The 14,314-nt window shown below is 66.9% G+C and carries 12 protein-coding genes; 7 read left to right on the top strand and 5 right to left on the bottom strand.

Annotated elements, in window-relative coordinates:
* Window positions 1-7: 7 nt before the first annotated feature.
* On the top strand, window positions 8-1,000 hold the full coding sequence (locus ACN5KJ_RS04890; protein WP_418592336.1) for a translocase: 993 nt from the start codon (window positions 8-10) through the stop codon (window positions 998-1,000).
* Between the two features lie 21 nt (window positions 1,001-1,021).
* A complete protein-coding gene (locus ACN5KJ_RS04885) occupies window positions 1,022-2,581 on the top strand; it encodes a phosphate ABC transporter substrate-binding/OmpA family protein (RefSeq protein ID WP_418592334.1) in 1,560 nt (519 codons plus the stop codon).
* A gap of 57 nt (window positions 2,582-2,638) precedes the next feature.
* Here ACN5KJ_RS04885 and radC read toward each other — a convergent pair whose 3' ends face one another.
* The 3 genes from radC to dnaK all read right to left on the bottom strand — a co-directional run bounded on the left by radC (window position 2,639) and on the right by dnaK (window position 6,776).
* The gene (gene radC, locus ACN5KJ_RS04880; RefSeq protein ID WP_418592332.1) at window positions 2,639-3,409 is read right to left on the bottom strand and encodes a RadC family protein; all 771 of its coding nucleotides are present in this window, start codon (window positions 3,407-3,409) and stop codon (window positions 2,639-2,641) included.
* Window positions 3,410-3,623: 214 nt separating this feature from the next.
* On the bottom strand, window positions 3,624-4,769 hold the full coding sequence (gene dnaJ, locus ACN5KJ_RS04875; protein ID WP_418592331.1) for a molecular chaperone DnaJ: 1,146 nt from the start codon (window positions 4,767-4,769) through the stop codon (window positions 3,624-3,626).
* An 81-nt stretch (window positions 4,770-4,850) separates the two neighbouring features.
* A complete protein-coding gene (dnaK, locus tag ACN5KJ_RS04870) occupies window positions 4,851-6,776 on the bottom strand; it encodes a molecular chaperone DnaK (RefSeq protein ID WP_418592330.1) in 1,926 nt (641 codons plus the stop codon).
* A 208-nt stretch (window positions 6,777-6,984) separates the two neighbouring features.
* Here dnaK and ACN5KJ_RS04865 point away from each other — a divergent pair, with 208 nt between their 5' ends.
* Window positions 6,985-7,599: an alpha-ketoglutarate-dependent dioxygenase AlkB family protein gene (locus ACN5KJ_RS04865; protein WP_418592328.1), complete on the top strand. Its 615-nt coding sequence runs from the start codon at window positions 6,985-6,987 to the stop codon at window positions 7,597-7,599.
* A gap of 480 nt (window positions 7,600-8,079) precedes the next feature.
* Here the strand turns inward: ACN5KJ_RS04865 and ACN5KJ_RS04860 are convergent, their stop codons facing one another.
* Window positions 8,080-8,673, bottom strand: a complete 594-nt coding sequence (locus ACN5KJ_RS04860) for a COG3650 family protein (protein WP_418592327.1) — start codon at window positions 8,671-8,673, stop codon at window positions 8,080-8,082.
* 45 nt (window positions 8,674-8,718) lie between these two features.
* On the bottom strand, window positions 8,719-9,549 hold the full coding sequence (locus ACN5KJ_RS04855; RefSeq protein ID WP_347166152.1) for an ABC transporter permease: 831 nt from the start codon (window positions 9,547-9,549) through the stop codon (window positions 8,719-8,721).
* 155 nt (window positions 9,550-9,704) lie between these two features.
* Here ACN5KJ_RS04855 and cysQ point away from each other — a divergent pair, with 155 nt between their 5' ends.
* The 4 genes from cysQ (at window position 9,705) to ACN5KJ_RS04835 (ending at window position 14,313) form a co-directional block, all read left to right on the top strand.
* A complete protein-coding gene (gene cysQ, locus ACN5KJ_RS04850) occupies window positions 9,705-10,502 on the top strand; it encodes a 3'(2'),5'-bisphosphate nucleotidase CysQ (RefSeq protein ID WP_347166151.1) in 798 nt (265 codons plus the stop codon).
* A gap of 4 nt (window positions 10,503-10,506) precedes the next feature.
* Window positions 10,507-11,733, top strand: a complete 1,227-nt coding sequence (locus ACN5KJ_RS04845; RefSeq protein WP_418592325.1) for a glycosyltransferase family 2 protein — start codon at window positions 10,507-10,509, stop codon at window positions 11,731-11,733.
* Between the two features lie 159 nt (window positions 11,734-11,892).
* The gene (gene galU / locus ACN5KJ_RS04840; protein WP_347166149.1) at window positions 11,893-12,783 is read left to right on the top strand and encodes a UTP--glucose-1-phosphate uridylyltransferase GalU; all 891 of its coding nucleotides are present in this window, start codon (window positions 11,893-11,895) and stop codon (window positions 12,781-12,783) included.
* Between the two features lie 336 nt (window positions 12,784-13,119).
* Window positions 13,120-14,313 carry a glycosyltransferase family 4 protein gene (locus ACN5KJ_RS04835; protein ID WP_418592323.1) on the top strand — a complete coding sequence of 398 codons (1,194 nt, stop codon included), beginning with the start codon at window positions 13,120-13,122 and terminating at the stop codon, window positions 14,311-14,313.
* The last annotated feature ends 1 nt before the right edge of the window (window position 14,314 follow it).

Raw genomic sequence — 14,314 nt, 5'->3', positions numbered from 1 at the left:
GGCCGCCATGTCGCGGATCAGAAGCTATATCATGGGCGGTGCGACCTTCGCCTGCGCCCTGGGCATCGGATACCTCATGCAATACGGCCTGCCCGGCCAGACAACGGAACCCGTGGCGGCGCCACTGACCGTGACCGCGATCACGCCGACCTCTTCCGCCGGGGTCATGCCGCTGCTGCCGGTGGACGCCGGACAGGGCATCGCCCGCGCCGATCCCGAAGCGGCGGTGACCCTCGCCGCCGTCGATGGCCCGATGCCGGGCGCCGGGGACGATCCCCTTGCGGTGGAAATTCCCGCCGACCAGCCCGCCGCCGGGCCTTCCTGCGAGATTGCCATGACCGCAGAGCCCATGGCCGGGGCCATGGTGACCCTGACCCTCGACGCGCCCTGCCAGGCGGGCGAACGGGCGACCCTGCACCATCAGGGCCTAATGTTCACAGAGATCCTGCCGTCGGACGGTCGGCTGAAGCTGTCCGTCCCGGCCTTCGCGCAGCGGGCCAGCTTCATGGTCAGCTTCCCCGGGGGCGCGGGCGCCACCGCCATCGCGGACGTCACATCGCTGGCCTTCTACGACCGGGTCGCGGTCCAGTGGAAGGGCGAGGCGGGCCTGCAACTGCACGCCCGCGAATTCGGGGCCGACTACTTCCAGCCCGGGCACATCTGGACGGACAGTGCCGGCGAACTGGCGGCGGCGGCCCGTGGCGAGGGCGGCTTTCTGGTGCGGCTGGGCCGCATGGACACGCCAGAGGCACTGGTGGCCGAGGTCTATTCCTTCCCCAGCGGCACGGCGCGTCAGGGCGGCGACGTGGCGATGACGGTCGAGGCCGAGGTCACCGCGCAGAACTGCAGCCAGACTGTCGAGGCCCAGACGCTGGAAATCCGCGACGGTGCGGGCCTGCGGGTGCGGGACCTCGTGCTCGACATGCCCGGATGCAAGGATCTTGGGGATTTTCTGGTGTTGAAAAACCTCGTCGAAGACCTGAATATCGCTGGACGGTGACAGGCGACTGACGGGGCTTCCATGGCGCATCTTCGTGCGGCGATCTTCGCCGCACTTTTCATTGCGGTCGGGGCTTTGGGCGCCGCCGCGCAGGACGTGACGCTGCGGTCCCGCGACGGGGCCATCGAGATCGTCGGAACATTGCTGGGCTTCGACGGAGAGTTCTACCGCGTCGAGACTGAATTCGGGGAACTGACCGTCGACGGGTCCGGCGTGAACTGCACCGGCTTCGGCTGCCCCTCGCTGATCGACTTCGTGGCCGAGATCTCTGTTTCCGGCTCCGCGACCATCGGGCGTGTGCTGATGCCCGCGCTGATCGAGGGCTTTGCCCTGCGCAACAACCTGACCTCGGAACGGCTGACCGAGGAGGATGACCCGGCCCGCTTCACCTACGTGCTGCGGGATGGCGACACGCCCGTGGGGCGGTTCCATTTCCACGTCTCGAACACCGACGAGGGCTTTGCCGATCTGCTGGCGGACGAGGCGGATATCGTCATGGCCATGCGCGAGATCCGCCCGGAGGAGGTGCGGCAGGCGCGCGAGGCCGGGTTGGGCGACATGGCCGATGCCCGGCGCTCGCGGGTGATCGCGCTGGATGCGATGGTGCCGCTTGTCGAGGCGGGCAATCCGGTGGTGGCGCTGTCGATCACCGATATGGTGCGCGTCCTGGCCGGGCGGGTCGACAACTGGTCGGCCTTCGGCGGCCCGGATGCACCCATCACGGTGCATCTGCGCGGCGCGCAATCGGGCCTGTCCCAGGCGATGGAAGACCGGCTGCTGCGCCCGGCCCGCGCCGAGCTGGGCGCCAGCGTGGTCCGTCACGACAGCAACCGGGCGCTGGTCGCGGCGGTGGCCAACGATCCCTTCGGCCTTGGGCTGGGCAGCTTCTCGGATACCGGGCTGACCAAGCCGCTGGTCCTGACCGGACCCTGCGGCTTCCAGCTGCGGGCCGCGCGGCGGACCATCAAGACAGAGGATTACCCGCTGACCGCGCCGATGTTCCTCTACGTTCCGGCGCGGCGGCTGCCGGCGCTGGGGCGCGACTTCCTGACCTATACCCGCAGCACCCCGGCGCAGATCGTGATCCGGCGGGCCGGTTTCGTCGATCAGGAACCCGAGGCGGTGCCCATGGACCTGCAGGGCGACCGCTTCGCCAATGCGGTGCTGGTGGCGCGGGATGCCGGCGGGCTGGAAAACCTGCAGGCCATGACCCGGGCGCTGCTGCGCAAACAGCGGCTCAGCCTGTCCTTCCGCTTCGAGGCGGGATCGGCCCGGCTGGACGCGCAGTCGCGGTCGAACGTGATGCAGCTGGCCAGCGCGCTGGAGGCGGGCCGCTTCGACGGGCGCGCGCTGCATTTCGTCGGGTTCTCGGACGGCGCCGGACCGGCGGAGGGCAACCTGACCATCGCCACGCGCCGGGCGACGGCGGTGCGCGAGGCGGTGGAACTGGCCGCCGACACCGCCGATCTGTCGCGGGTGACGCTGTCGGTGATGGCCTTTGGCGAGGCCATGCCCATGGCCTGCGACGACAGTGCCTGGGGGCGGCAGGTCAATCGCCGGGTCGAGATCTGGGTGGACTGAGGGCGGCCGAATTCCGTCACGGAATTCGGGCCGGTTTCTTTGAAAGAAACCGGCGCGCTACAGCAGGCCTTCCGCGCGAAAGCTGAGTTCGCGCGATTTGCCGATGACGAGGTGATCGTGCAGCATGATGCCGAGGCTGTCGGCGGCGCGCTGGATCTGCGCGGTCATCTCGATATCCGCCTGGCTCGGGGTCGGATCGCCCGAGGGGTGGTTGTGCACGAGGATCAGCGCCGTCGCGTTCAGTTCAAGCGCGCGCTTCACCACCTCGCGCGGGTAGACGGGCACATGGTCCACGGTGCCGCGGGCCTGCGGTTCGTCGGCGATCAGCACGTTCTTGCGGTCCAGGAAGAGCACGCGGAACTGTTCGATATCGTCATGGGCCATGGCGGTCTGGCAGTAGTCCAGCAGCGCGTCCCATGAGCTGACCACCGGCTTTCTCAGCACCCGCGCCTGTGCGAGGCGCTGCGCGGCGGCCTGGACGATCTTCAGTTCCGTGATGACGGCGCGGCCCACGCCGCTGACCTCTTCTAGCCGGGGCAGGGGGGCAGAGACGACGCCGTTGAAATCGCCGAAGCGGTCGAGCAGCAGACGGGCCAAGGGTTTGACATCCTGTCGCGGAATGGCGCGGAACAGGAGCAGCTCCAGCAGTTCGTAATCCGGCAGGGCCTCGGCGCCGCCGACAAGAAAGCGGTCCCGCAGCCGGGCGCGGTGATCGCGGATATACGAGGGCTGCTTTGTCCTGCCGTCTGGTCCCGGGGGCGCGGCGGGCGCTTCGTCCGCATCGAAAAGCGCGGGCTGGGTGTCGGAGAAATGCCGGATGCGTGCCATGCGCCATCATGGGCCGAAGAAGGTGAACGCGGGGTTAAAATCATCCGCCCATGCGGGCCTTCGGGCCCTCAGCCGCGCCCAAGGCAGGCCCCCGCGCGGCAGAGGCGCTGGCCGCGCCCGCGCTCAAGGGGGGATATGGCGCCCTTCCGACAGGGCGCAGCGTCCGGTGGGGATGTCCGGGGCCGTCGCAGCGACGGCGCCCGGACGGGTCTTCTCAGCCCTTCATGGAATCCCAGAAGTTCTTCACCGACTTGAAGAAACTGGTGGATTCCGGGTTGTTGTCCTCGGCAAGCGACTCGAACTCTTTCAGAAGCTCTTTCTGGCGCGAGGTCAGGTTCACCGGGGTCTCGACCGCAAGCTCGATGAACATGTCGCCATGCCCCGGCTGCCGCAGACCCGGCATTCCCTTGCCGCGCAGGCGCATCTGCCGCCCGGACTGGCTGCCCGAGGGGATCTTCACCCGCGACCGCCCGCCGTCGATGGTCGGCACCTCGATGTCGCCCCCCAGCGCCGCCACGGTCATGGACACGGGCACGCGGCAATGCAGCTCGCGGCCTTCGCGCTCGAAGATCTTGTGCGGCGTGACCTCGACGAAGATGTAGAGGTCGCCCGGCGGGCCGCCGCGCATCCCGGCCTCGCCCTCTCCGCCAAGGCGGATGCGGGTGCCGGTCTCGACCCCGGCGGGGATGTTCACCGAGAGCGCCCGATCCCGCTGCACACGGCCCGAACCGGAACAGGTGCGACAGGGGTTCTTGATGATCTGGCCAAGGCCGGAACAGGTCGGGCAGGTGCGTTCGACGGTGAAGAAGCCCTGCGTGGCGCGAACCTTGCCCATGCCCGAACAGGTCGGACATTGCACCGGCTCGGCGCCGCCTTCGGCCCCGGAGCCGCTGCACGACCCGCATTGCACCGAGGTCGGCACGTTGATCGTCTTCTGGATGCCGTTAAAGGCCTCTTCCAGCGTCACGCGCAGGTTGTAGCGCAGGTCATCGCCACGCGCCGCGCGCTGGCGCCCGCCACGCTGGCCCCCCATGAAATCGCCGAACAGGTCGTCGAAGACATCGCTGAAGGCGCTGGCGAAGTCGGCATTGCCGTGCATCCCGCCGCCGGGGCGCGGCCCGCCACCCATGCCACCCTCGAAGGCCGCATGACCATAGCGGTCGTAGGCCGCCTTCTTGTCGGCGTCCTTCAGAACCTCGTAGGCCTCGTTGACTTCCTTGAACTGCGACTCGGCCTCGGGATTGTCGGCGTTGCGGTCGGGGTGAAGTTCCTTGGCCTTCTTGCGATAGGCCTTCTTCAACTCGTCTGCAGAGGCCCCCTTGGTCGCGCCGAGAACATCGTAGTAATCGCGCTTGGACATTAGCCGTCCTCCTTATGCGGGAACGTCTAAGGGCCGGCCCGGTGTCCGGACCGGCCCCTGATTGGTTCCGACAGCGAAGCCTCAGGCCCGCTTGTTGTCGTCGAGATCCTCGAAGTCCGCGTCGACGATGCTGTCGTCGTCGGCGGGGCCAGAAGAGGTGTCGGCAGCGGCGGGCTCGGCGTCGTCACCGGACTCGGCCTGTGCCTTGTAGATCGCTTCGCCCAGACGCATCGCGGCCTCGGTCACGTTCTGGATGCCCGACTTCAGCTTGTCCGCCGAGATGTCGTCCTTTTCCAGATCGTCCTTCAGCGCGGCCACGGCCAGCTCGATCGCTTCGACGGTCGAGGGGTCGACCTTGTCGCCGTGATCTTCCACCGACTTCTCGGTCGAGTGGATCAGGCTTTCCGCCTGGTTGCGGGCCTCGACCAGCTCGCGGCGGCCCTTGTCGGCCTCGGCGTTGTCCTCGGCCTCCTTGACCATGCGCTCGATGTCGTCGTCCGACAGACCGCCCGACGCCTGGATCGTGATCTTCTGTTCCTTGTTGGTGCCCTTGTCCTTGGCGCCAACCGACACGATGCCGTTGGCGTCGATGTCGAAGGTCACTTCGATCTGCGGCATGCCGCGCGGAGCCGGCGGGATGTCCTCGAGGTTGAACTGGCCGAGCATCTTGTTGTCGGCAGCCATCTCGCGCTCACCCTGGAAGACGCGGATCGTCACGGCCGACTGGTTGTCCTCGGCGGTCGAGAAGACCTGGGACTTCTTCGTCGGGATCGTGGTGTTCCGGTCGATCAGGCGGGTGAAGACACCGCCCAGCGTCTCGATGCCCAGCGACAGCGGGGTCACGTCCAGCAGGACCACGTCCTTGACGTCACCCTGCAGAACACCGGCCTGAATGGCGGCGCCCATGGCGACGACCTCGTCGGGGTTCACACCCTTGTGGGGCTCTTTCCCGAAGAACTTGGTGACCTCTTCGATGACCTTCGGCATCCGCGTCTGACCGCCGACCAGGACGATTTCGTCGATGTCGGAGGTGGTCAGGCCGGCATCCTTCAGGGCCGCCTGGCAGGGCTTGATCGAGTTCTTGACCAGGTCACCGACGAGGCTTTCCAGCTTGGCGCGGGTCAGCTTCATCACAAGGTGCAGCGGCGTGCCGCCGGCGCCCATCGAGATGAACGGCTGGTTGATCTCGGTCTGGGTCGCCGAGGACAGTTCGATCTTGGCCTTCTCTGCCGCCTCTTTCAGGCGCTGAAGGGCCATCTTGTCCTTGGTCAGGTCGACCTGGTGCTCTTTCTTGAACTCGGACGCCAGGTAGTTGACGATCCGCATGTCGAAGTCTTCGCCACCGAGGAAGGTGTCGCCGTTGGTCGATTTGACCTCGAAGAGACCGTCGTCGATTTCCAGGATGGTCACGTCGAAGGTGCCGCCGCCAAGGTCATAGACGGCGATGGTCTTGCTGTCCTTCTTGTCGAGACCATAGGCCAGCGCAGCCGCGGTCGGCTCGTTGATGATGCGCAGGACTTCGAGGCCCGCGATCTTGCCGGCGTCCTTGGTGGCCTGACGCTGGGCGTCGTTGAAGTACGCGGGCACGGTGATGACCGCCTGCGTGACTTCCTCGCCAAGGTAGCTCTCGGCGGTCTCTTTCATCTTCTGCAGCGTGTAGGCAGAGATCTGCGAGGGCGAGTACTTCTCGCCGCGGATTTCCACCCAAGCGTCGCCGTTGCCGCCGTCGACGATCTTGTACGGCACGATGTCCTGATCCTTCGTCACCTCGGGGTCGGTGGTGCGACGGCCGATCAGGCGCTTGACGGCAAAGACGGTGTTTTCGGGGTTGGTCACGGCCTGACGCTTTGCAGGCTGGCCAACCAGACGTTCGTCGTCGGTGAAGCCGACGATAGAGGGCGTGGTACGCGCCCCTTCAGCATTTTCGATCACCCGGGCCTGAGAACCATCCATGATGGCCACGCAGGAGTTGGTTGTCCCGAGGTCGATACCGATCACTTTACCCATGAGTTCGATCCCTTTTTGCTTCAGGCGATGTCACGAGGCCGAGACCCGTTACGGCATCCCGCCCCGCATTCGATGTCGCTGGCGGAATGGCCCAGCCAGCGCGTTCGGACGGTATATAAGGAGGGCAAAAGGGGCCTGCAAGCGTTCCGAGAGGTGCATTTGACGGGAAATTCTTGGACTCGGCCCGGATTTGACCGACAAGGGGCGCATGGGCGATTTCCTTGATGTGAAGGGGTTCCGGGTCTACCCCGGCTGGCTGGACCGCGCCGCGCAGGAGCAGCTGGTCGAGCATCTGCGCGCGGTGCTGATGCAGGCCCCGCTGGTGCAGCCGGTCACGCCCCGGGGCAAGCCGATGTCGGTGCGCATGGGCGCCTGCGGCGATTACGGCTGGGTGACCGACCGCAAAGGCTATCGCTACGAGCCACGGCATCCCCAGGGCATGGGCTGGCCGCCGATCCCCGAAGCGGTGCTGGCGATCTGGCGGGATGTGTCCGGCTGCGCGCGCCTGCCCGAGTGCTGCCTGATCAACTGGTACGGCGAGGGCGCCCGTATGGGCCTGCATCAGGACAAGGACGAGGGCGACTTTTCCTGCCCGGTGGTCTCGGTCTCTTTGGGCGATGACGGGCTGTTCCGCATGGGGAACGTCGAACGGGGCGGCAAGACCGAGTCGGTCTGGCTGAAGTCCGGCGATGTGGTGGTGATGGGCGGCGCGGCGCGGCTGGCGCATCACGGGGTGGACCGGATCCGCTTCAGCTCTTCGACATTGCTGAGGGATGGCGGGCGGATCAACCTGACCCTGCGGGTGGTGACGGCAGCGGCGTGAGGGCCTTCGGCTCTCTCGTGCTGTCGCCTCGCGTCTCAGGGCGGGGCGCCCCTTGCGATAGCCTTGTGCGCGGTGTCTTGTGCCGCCGTGCCGCCGTGCCGACATTCAGACATCCAGAAAGTCCGACGCTCCTGCGAATCGTTCCTCGCGCCGTTCCGAGCTGTCTAACACCCAGCGCGGAAACAAGGCGAAGCCGCCGCCCGTCATGCCAGAGGCATGCCTCTGGCATGACGGCCCGTCCGTCCCGCCAACGGCGGGCCGATCAAGCGGCGCACCTCTGGTGCGACGGCCCGGCGATTTGGCTGCCGCCAGCGCGACCTGATTGAGGGCTTACGGCCTTTGCAGGGATAAACTGCTTTCCTGACGCGGAGGATAGCCGGACCACGGCCCGACGCTGCACGGCTTGTCCTGCGTTGGTGACAGAGGTGCATATCCTTCTTTCGCAGGCGTGATGGCACTCGTCCTGACCCGTGTCGGCCTTCACTCGTCCAGCGTGCAGCACCCGGAATACACCCGGTCCTCGCGCGACAGGAACAGGGTCACGTCAAAGCCGTACTCGCGGTCGGACATGCCGTCGTCGCAATAGGCGGGCATGATCATCGCATCGAGGGAGCCTTCGCCGCCCTCGCCGCGCAGCGTGTATTTCAGCGTCGGCGACCACAGCCGTTGCAGCGGGCCGACGCCGTAGGTCTCTCCGTCCATGACCTCGGGAGAGCGATACTGCGCCGTCTGGCCGGGGCGTATGTGCAGGCTCCAGAACGGTTCGGTGCCGAAACAGGTCAGCGCCTGCGCGTTCGGCAGGTCGCCGTCGGCGCGCGGGGCGAGGTAGCGTATGGACGCCCAGCCAGCGCGCTCTTTGATGTTGACGCGCCCCCAGCCGTTCTCGACGCGCATCACCTCGATGGCGCGGGCATCGTGGGCCAGTTCTCCCACCACGGGGGCCTTGGCCGAAGGCGCCTCGCGCAGGTTCAGCGTGTCGTCAGAGGCAACACCGGACACGTCGTGCAGGCGGGGATAGTCCTGTGCGGCGGCCGCCCCGGCGAGCAGCGTGAAGAATGCGATCCGTGAAAACATGTCCTGTCCTTTCGCAGGCGCCGCGCCCCCGGACAGGCCCGCCGTCTAGCGGCGCGCGTTCCACGAGGCAGAGGCGTGTTTGCGGGTGTAGAATTCGCCCATCAGGCCGATCATGAGCAGAACGATAGACAGGTAAAAGGCATATTCCCAGTTGGAATTCCGGGGGTTGTAATCGACGAAAGCGTACCCACGCGACTGGTCGATGGTGTGGAACAGCGGGTTCCAGTCGAACATCACCAGCATGTAGGTGGGCAGCGTATTGGCCACGAACATCTTGCCCGAGGCGATCATGTTGGCGCGCTGGTAGATCGTCGTCAGGATGCTGACCGGCGTCGGGAACCAGGGCTTGATCGCCAGCACCACCATGCCGATCGCCGCGCCGGAGAACCACGACAGCAGCAGCATCGCCAGGCAACCGATCGGGTCGTGGATCTCCTGCAGGACGAAGGGGTTGAAGGCGACATCGTAGATGAACAGGATCGCCATCAGCGACAGCACCTGGATATACAGCGACGACAGCATGGCCGAGATGATTGCGATCATCGTGTTCATCGGCGCGTGCTGCATCATCGGGCTGGCCGGCCCTTCCGACCCGGCGACCGCGCCCAGCGTCTTGGTATGCGTCATGTAAAGGAAGACGCCCGTCATGATGTAGACGAGGAAATCGCCGCGCAGGGCCGATCCGCGCATCCCGAGGATCAGGAACATGAAGTAGAAGGCCAGCACGAAGATGATCGTCTGCAGCATGTTCATGAAGATCGCCATGAAGGCGTTGTTGTGCGTCTTGCGCACCGCGCGCACGGAATTGTGGTAGATCAGTTCGGCGATGTAGACGGCGGATTCCAGCCGCGAGCGGGGTTTGGCGGTCTCGAACATGGGTCGCGGGTCTCCGGTCTGCTCGTGGATGCCGCCGGGATCCGTCGTCCCTGCCTCGGGCGGTGCGGCGCTTGCCGTTCTGATTGATCCGAACCATAAGCGGAATGGGTTTTCAAATCAATGAATCCGCGTGGTCGCGCGGGGGGAGCTTTGCGGTGAATTATTCCGAACTGACCATCGTGCTGCGCCGGCTGGCGCTGGAGGCGGGCGACAAGATCATGGCGATCTACGAGGCAGACGATTTCGAGGTGAAGTCGAAGTCCGACGACAGCCCGGTGACAGAGGCGGACGAGGCGGCGGACGCGCTGATTTCGGCCGGTCTGCGCGCGGCCTTTCCCGACATGCCGCTGGTCACCGAAGAGCAGGCCGACAGCCACGATCTGGATGCGATGACCTTCCTGATCGTCGATCCGCTGGACGGCACCAAGGAGTTCGTGAAGCGGCGCGGCGATTTCACCGTCAATATCGCGCTGGTCGAGGATGGCGTGCCGACGCGCGGCGTCGTCTATGCCCCGGCGCGCGGGCGGATGTTCTACACCGACAGCGTCGGCAACTCGGTCGAGGAAATCGGCCCCTTCGACAAGGCCGCGCCGGGCGAGACCAAGCGGATCAGGGTGTCAGAGCCCGACAACGCCGCGCTTCTGGTGGTGGCCTCGAAGTCGCACCGCGATCAGGCGACCGACGACTACATCAACCTCTACGAGGTTGCGGACGCCAAGAGCGCCGGTTCCTCGCTGAAGTTCTGCCTTGTCGCCACCGGCGAGGCGGATATCTACCCGCGCCTCGGGCGGACCATGGAATGGGACACCGCCGCCGGTCACGCGGTGCTGAACGGCGCGGGCGGGCGCGTGGTGCGCTTCGACGATCACACGCCGCTGGCCTATGGCAAGGAGGGTTTCGCAAACCCCTTCTTCATCGCCTACGCGCCGGGGGTCGAGCTGAAGCAGGGCTGATGCGGTGACCGGTCCGGTCAGCGTCAGCGTCGTCATCGTCAGCCGCGACAGACCGGCGGCGCTGAAACGCTGCCTGACCGGGATCGCACAGCTGGACTACCCGGATTTCGAGGTGATCGTCGTGGGCTGCCCCGCCGGGATCGCGGCGGCCCGCGGGCGGCCCGATGCGGAACACCTGAAGCTGGTCGCCTTCGACGCACCCAATATCTCTGCCGCGCGCAATGCGGGGCTTCGGGTGGCGGCGGGCGAGGTCGTGGCCTTCATCGACGACGACGCGGTGCCGGAACCGCTTTGGCTGCGGCACCTCTGCGCGCCCTTCGCGGAAGACATCGCCGCCGCCGGGGGCTACGTGCTGGGGCGCAACGGCATTTCCTTCCAGTGGCGGGCGCGCAGCGTCGACCGGCTGGGCGTGGCGCAGGACATGGAGCTGCCGGGCGAGGCGCCGCGCGTGCTTCAGCCGACCGGCGACCGGGCGATCAAGACCGAGGGCACGAACATGGCCCTGCGCCGCGCCGTGCTGGCGGCGCTGGGGGGCTTCGACCCGGCTTTCCACTTCTACCTCGACGAAACGGATCTCAACATGCGGCTGGCCGGTGCGGGGCTGGCGACCGCCCTTGTGCCGCTGGCGCAGGTTCACCACGGCTTTGCCGAAAGCAGCCGCCGCGCGCCGGACCGGACCCCGCGCGACCTGTTCCAGATCGGTGCCTCGCAGCGGGTGTTCCTGCGCAAGCATTGCCCGCCGTCGCAGCAGGACGAAGCCTGGCGGGCGTTCCGGGCAGCGCAGCGCAGGCGCTTGCTGGGCTACATGCAGCGCGGTCCGCTGGACCCGCCGGGCCTGCTGCGCCTGATGCGCAGCCTCGACCGGGGCGGGGCAGAGGGGCTTCGGCGGGATGTCGCCCGCCCGCAGGCAATTCCCTGCGCACAGGCCCCGTTTCTCCCCTATCCTTCGACGGAGGGCGCGCAGAGGGCCTGTTTTTCAGGCAGGCCGTGGCAGGCCCGCACCCTGAGACGGCGCGCGGCAGAGGCCGTTGCCCAGGGGCAGGTCGCCACGCTGTTCCTGCTGTCGCCAACGGCGCTTTACCACCGCGTTTCCCTGACGGAGACTGGCGTCTGGGAGCATCGCGGCGGCCTGTTCGGGCGAAGCCTGCGAAGCGGTCCGCTGGTGCGGCCCTGGCGGTTCCGGCGTCGTGTCGCGGTAGAGCTGGCGCGGATCGCGGCGGTGCGGGGCTGACATCCGAAGCCGGAGCCCGGGGGTATGATCTGCCCGCCATAGGCGGTATTCCGTAAAAAAATGAGGATTTCGCCTTTCGCAGGCGCAGTATTAATCCGAACCGTGTATAACGCCTCGAAACGATATGGCCAGCCGTTCTGGCATGAAAGGAGCATTCGCATGCGCAAGAAGGTCACCAAGGCAATTTTCCCTGTCGCGGGCCTCGGCACCCGGTTCCTTCCGGCGACCAAGTCGGTCCCGAAGGAGATCATGACTCTGGTCGACCGGCCGCTGGTGCAATACGCGATCGACGAATGCCGCGCTGCGGGCATCAAGGAATTCATCTTCGTCACCGCGCGCGGCAAGTCGGCGCTGGAGGACTACTTCGACCACGCGCCGCATCTGGAGCAGGAGCTGCGCAAGAAGGACAAGACAGAGCTTCTGGAGGTTCTCAAGACCACCAATATGGATTCGGGCGAGATCGCCTATATCCGTCAGGCCAAGGCGCTGGGTCTGGGGCACGCGATCTGGTGCGCGCGCCGTCTGGTGCACAACGAACCCTTTGCCGTGGTGCTGCCCGACGACGTGATCGCCGCCGAGAAACCCTGCCTTCAGCAGATGATCGAGGCCTACGAGGAAACCGGCGGCAGCATGGTCGCGGCGATGGAAGTGCCGCAGGAGAAGGCCAGCGCCTACGGCGTGCTCGACGTGGCAGAGGACATGGGCGCCATGGTCAGGGTCAAGGGCATGGTCGAAAAGCCCAAGGCCGAAGAGGCGCCGTCCAACCTTGCGGTTATCGGGCGTTACGTGCTGTCGCCCAATGTCTTCAAGCATCTCAACAAGATGAAGACCGGCGCGGGCGGCGAGATCCAGCTGACCGATGCCATTGCCGAGGAAATCGACGGCGACGGCGTCTATGGTTACCGCTTCCGTGGCCAGCGTTTCGATTGCGGCTCCAAGGCGGGTTTCCTTCAGGCCACCGTTGCCTTCGGCCTGGCGCGGGACGACCTGCGCGGCGATCTGGAGGCCTACCTGCAAGAGGTCATGACCTCGCGCAAGGCTGCCGAGTAAGGAGCCGGGGTGGCACCCGTTCTGGCAACGGGCGGGGCTGGCGAGATCGACAGCCGCGCCTGCAAGGCCTTGAAGACCGCGGGTTTCGCGCCGGTGGTCTTTAACAGTCTGCCGACAGGCTGGACGGCGCCGTGACCGTCGGCCCCTTCGGCCAGGGCGACCTGACCGGTCGTCCCCGGCGGGACGCGGACTTGCGGCTGTGGCGGCCCGATGCGGTCCCGCGCCTTGCTGCCCGCAGCCGGGCCGCAAAGGCCATGGCCGGGCCCGGACCCTGCGGGCGCAATGGCCTCTGCGGGTCGCTTGCCCTGATCGCGGACACCTGCCGATGGCACAAGAATGGCCGATACGCAGCCTGACCCCCTTCGCCTGCTGGATCTGACACGGCTGGTCAGCCGCGCCGGACGGCCGCTGACCGGTGTCGACCGGGTGGAATACGCCTGGCTCCGGCATCTTTGCGGGATGGGGCCCTTCTACGGGCTGGTGCGCACCTCGCTGGGCTATGCGCTGCTGGACGCGGCGGGCTGCGCCGCCCTGCGCGACCGGGTGGCGCAGGGTACATGGGGGCCGGCGGACCGGTTGTCGCGCCTCGTGCGCGACATCGACCCGATGCGCGCCCGGGCCGAGGCCGACGTGCGGCGCCTGTGCATCGCCCGCTGCATAAAACCGCTGCTGGGCCGCATGCTGCGCCGCCACCTGCCGCGCGGGGCGCATTACATCAACCTTGGCCATACCAACCTGACCGAGGCCGTCGCGGCGGCGCTGAAGGCGCAGGGCGCCCGGATCGCGGTGCTGGTGCATGACACGATCCCGCTGGACCATCCGCAGTTCCAGCGCCCCGGCACGGTGGACCGCTTCGCCGCCTTCCTGTCCCGCGTGGGGCGCGTGGCCGATGTGGTGATCTGCAACTCGCAGCAGACCCTGGCCGATACCGCGCGCCATCTTGGCGACCGGATGCCAGAGGCCATCGTCGCGCCGCTGGGCGTCGACCCGACCCCGCCCGGAGAGCCGCCCGGGGGGGCGTGGCGCCGCCCCTATTTCGTGACGGTCGGCACCATAGAGCCGCGCAAGAACCACGCCCTGCTGCTGGACCTCTGGCCCGAGATCCCCGAGGCCGACCTGCTGATCTGCGGCTCTCGCGGGTGGGAGAACCACGCGGTCTTTGCCCGCCTCGATGCGCGGCCCGACCGGGTGCACGAACTGCGCGGCCTGAGCGACGCGCAGATCGCGGGCCTTTTGCGCGGCAGCGCGGGCATGCTGTTTCCCAGCCTCGCCGAAGGCTATGGCCTGCCCCCGGTCGAGGCGGCACTGCTGGGCGTTCCGGTCCTGTGCAACGATCTTCCGATTTACCGGGAAGTCTTGGGAAACATTCCCGTTTACGCCGATGCTTCCGACCGCTATCTTTGGCGCAACAAGATAATTGAGATGGCAGCGCACCATCGGGCAGACCGAGACGGCCAGGGGCGGGCAGCCCCGATTTTCGACCCTCCCACATGGGAGACGCATTTCAACAAGGCCTTAACCCTGACCTGAT

This window comes from Ponticoccus sp. (in: a-proteobacteria) (assembly GCF_048381735.1).
Note: the sequence above shows the minus strand (reverse complement) of the source record. Positions and strands in the feature narration are given on the sequence as shown.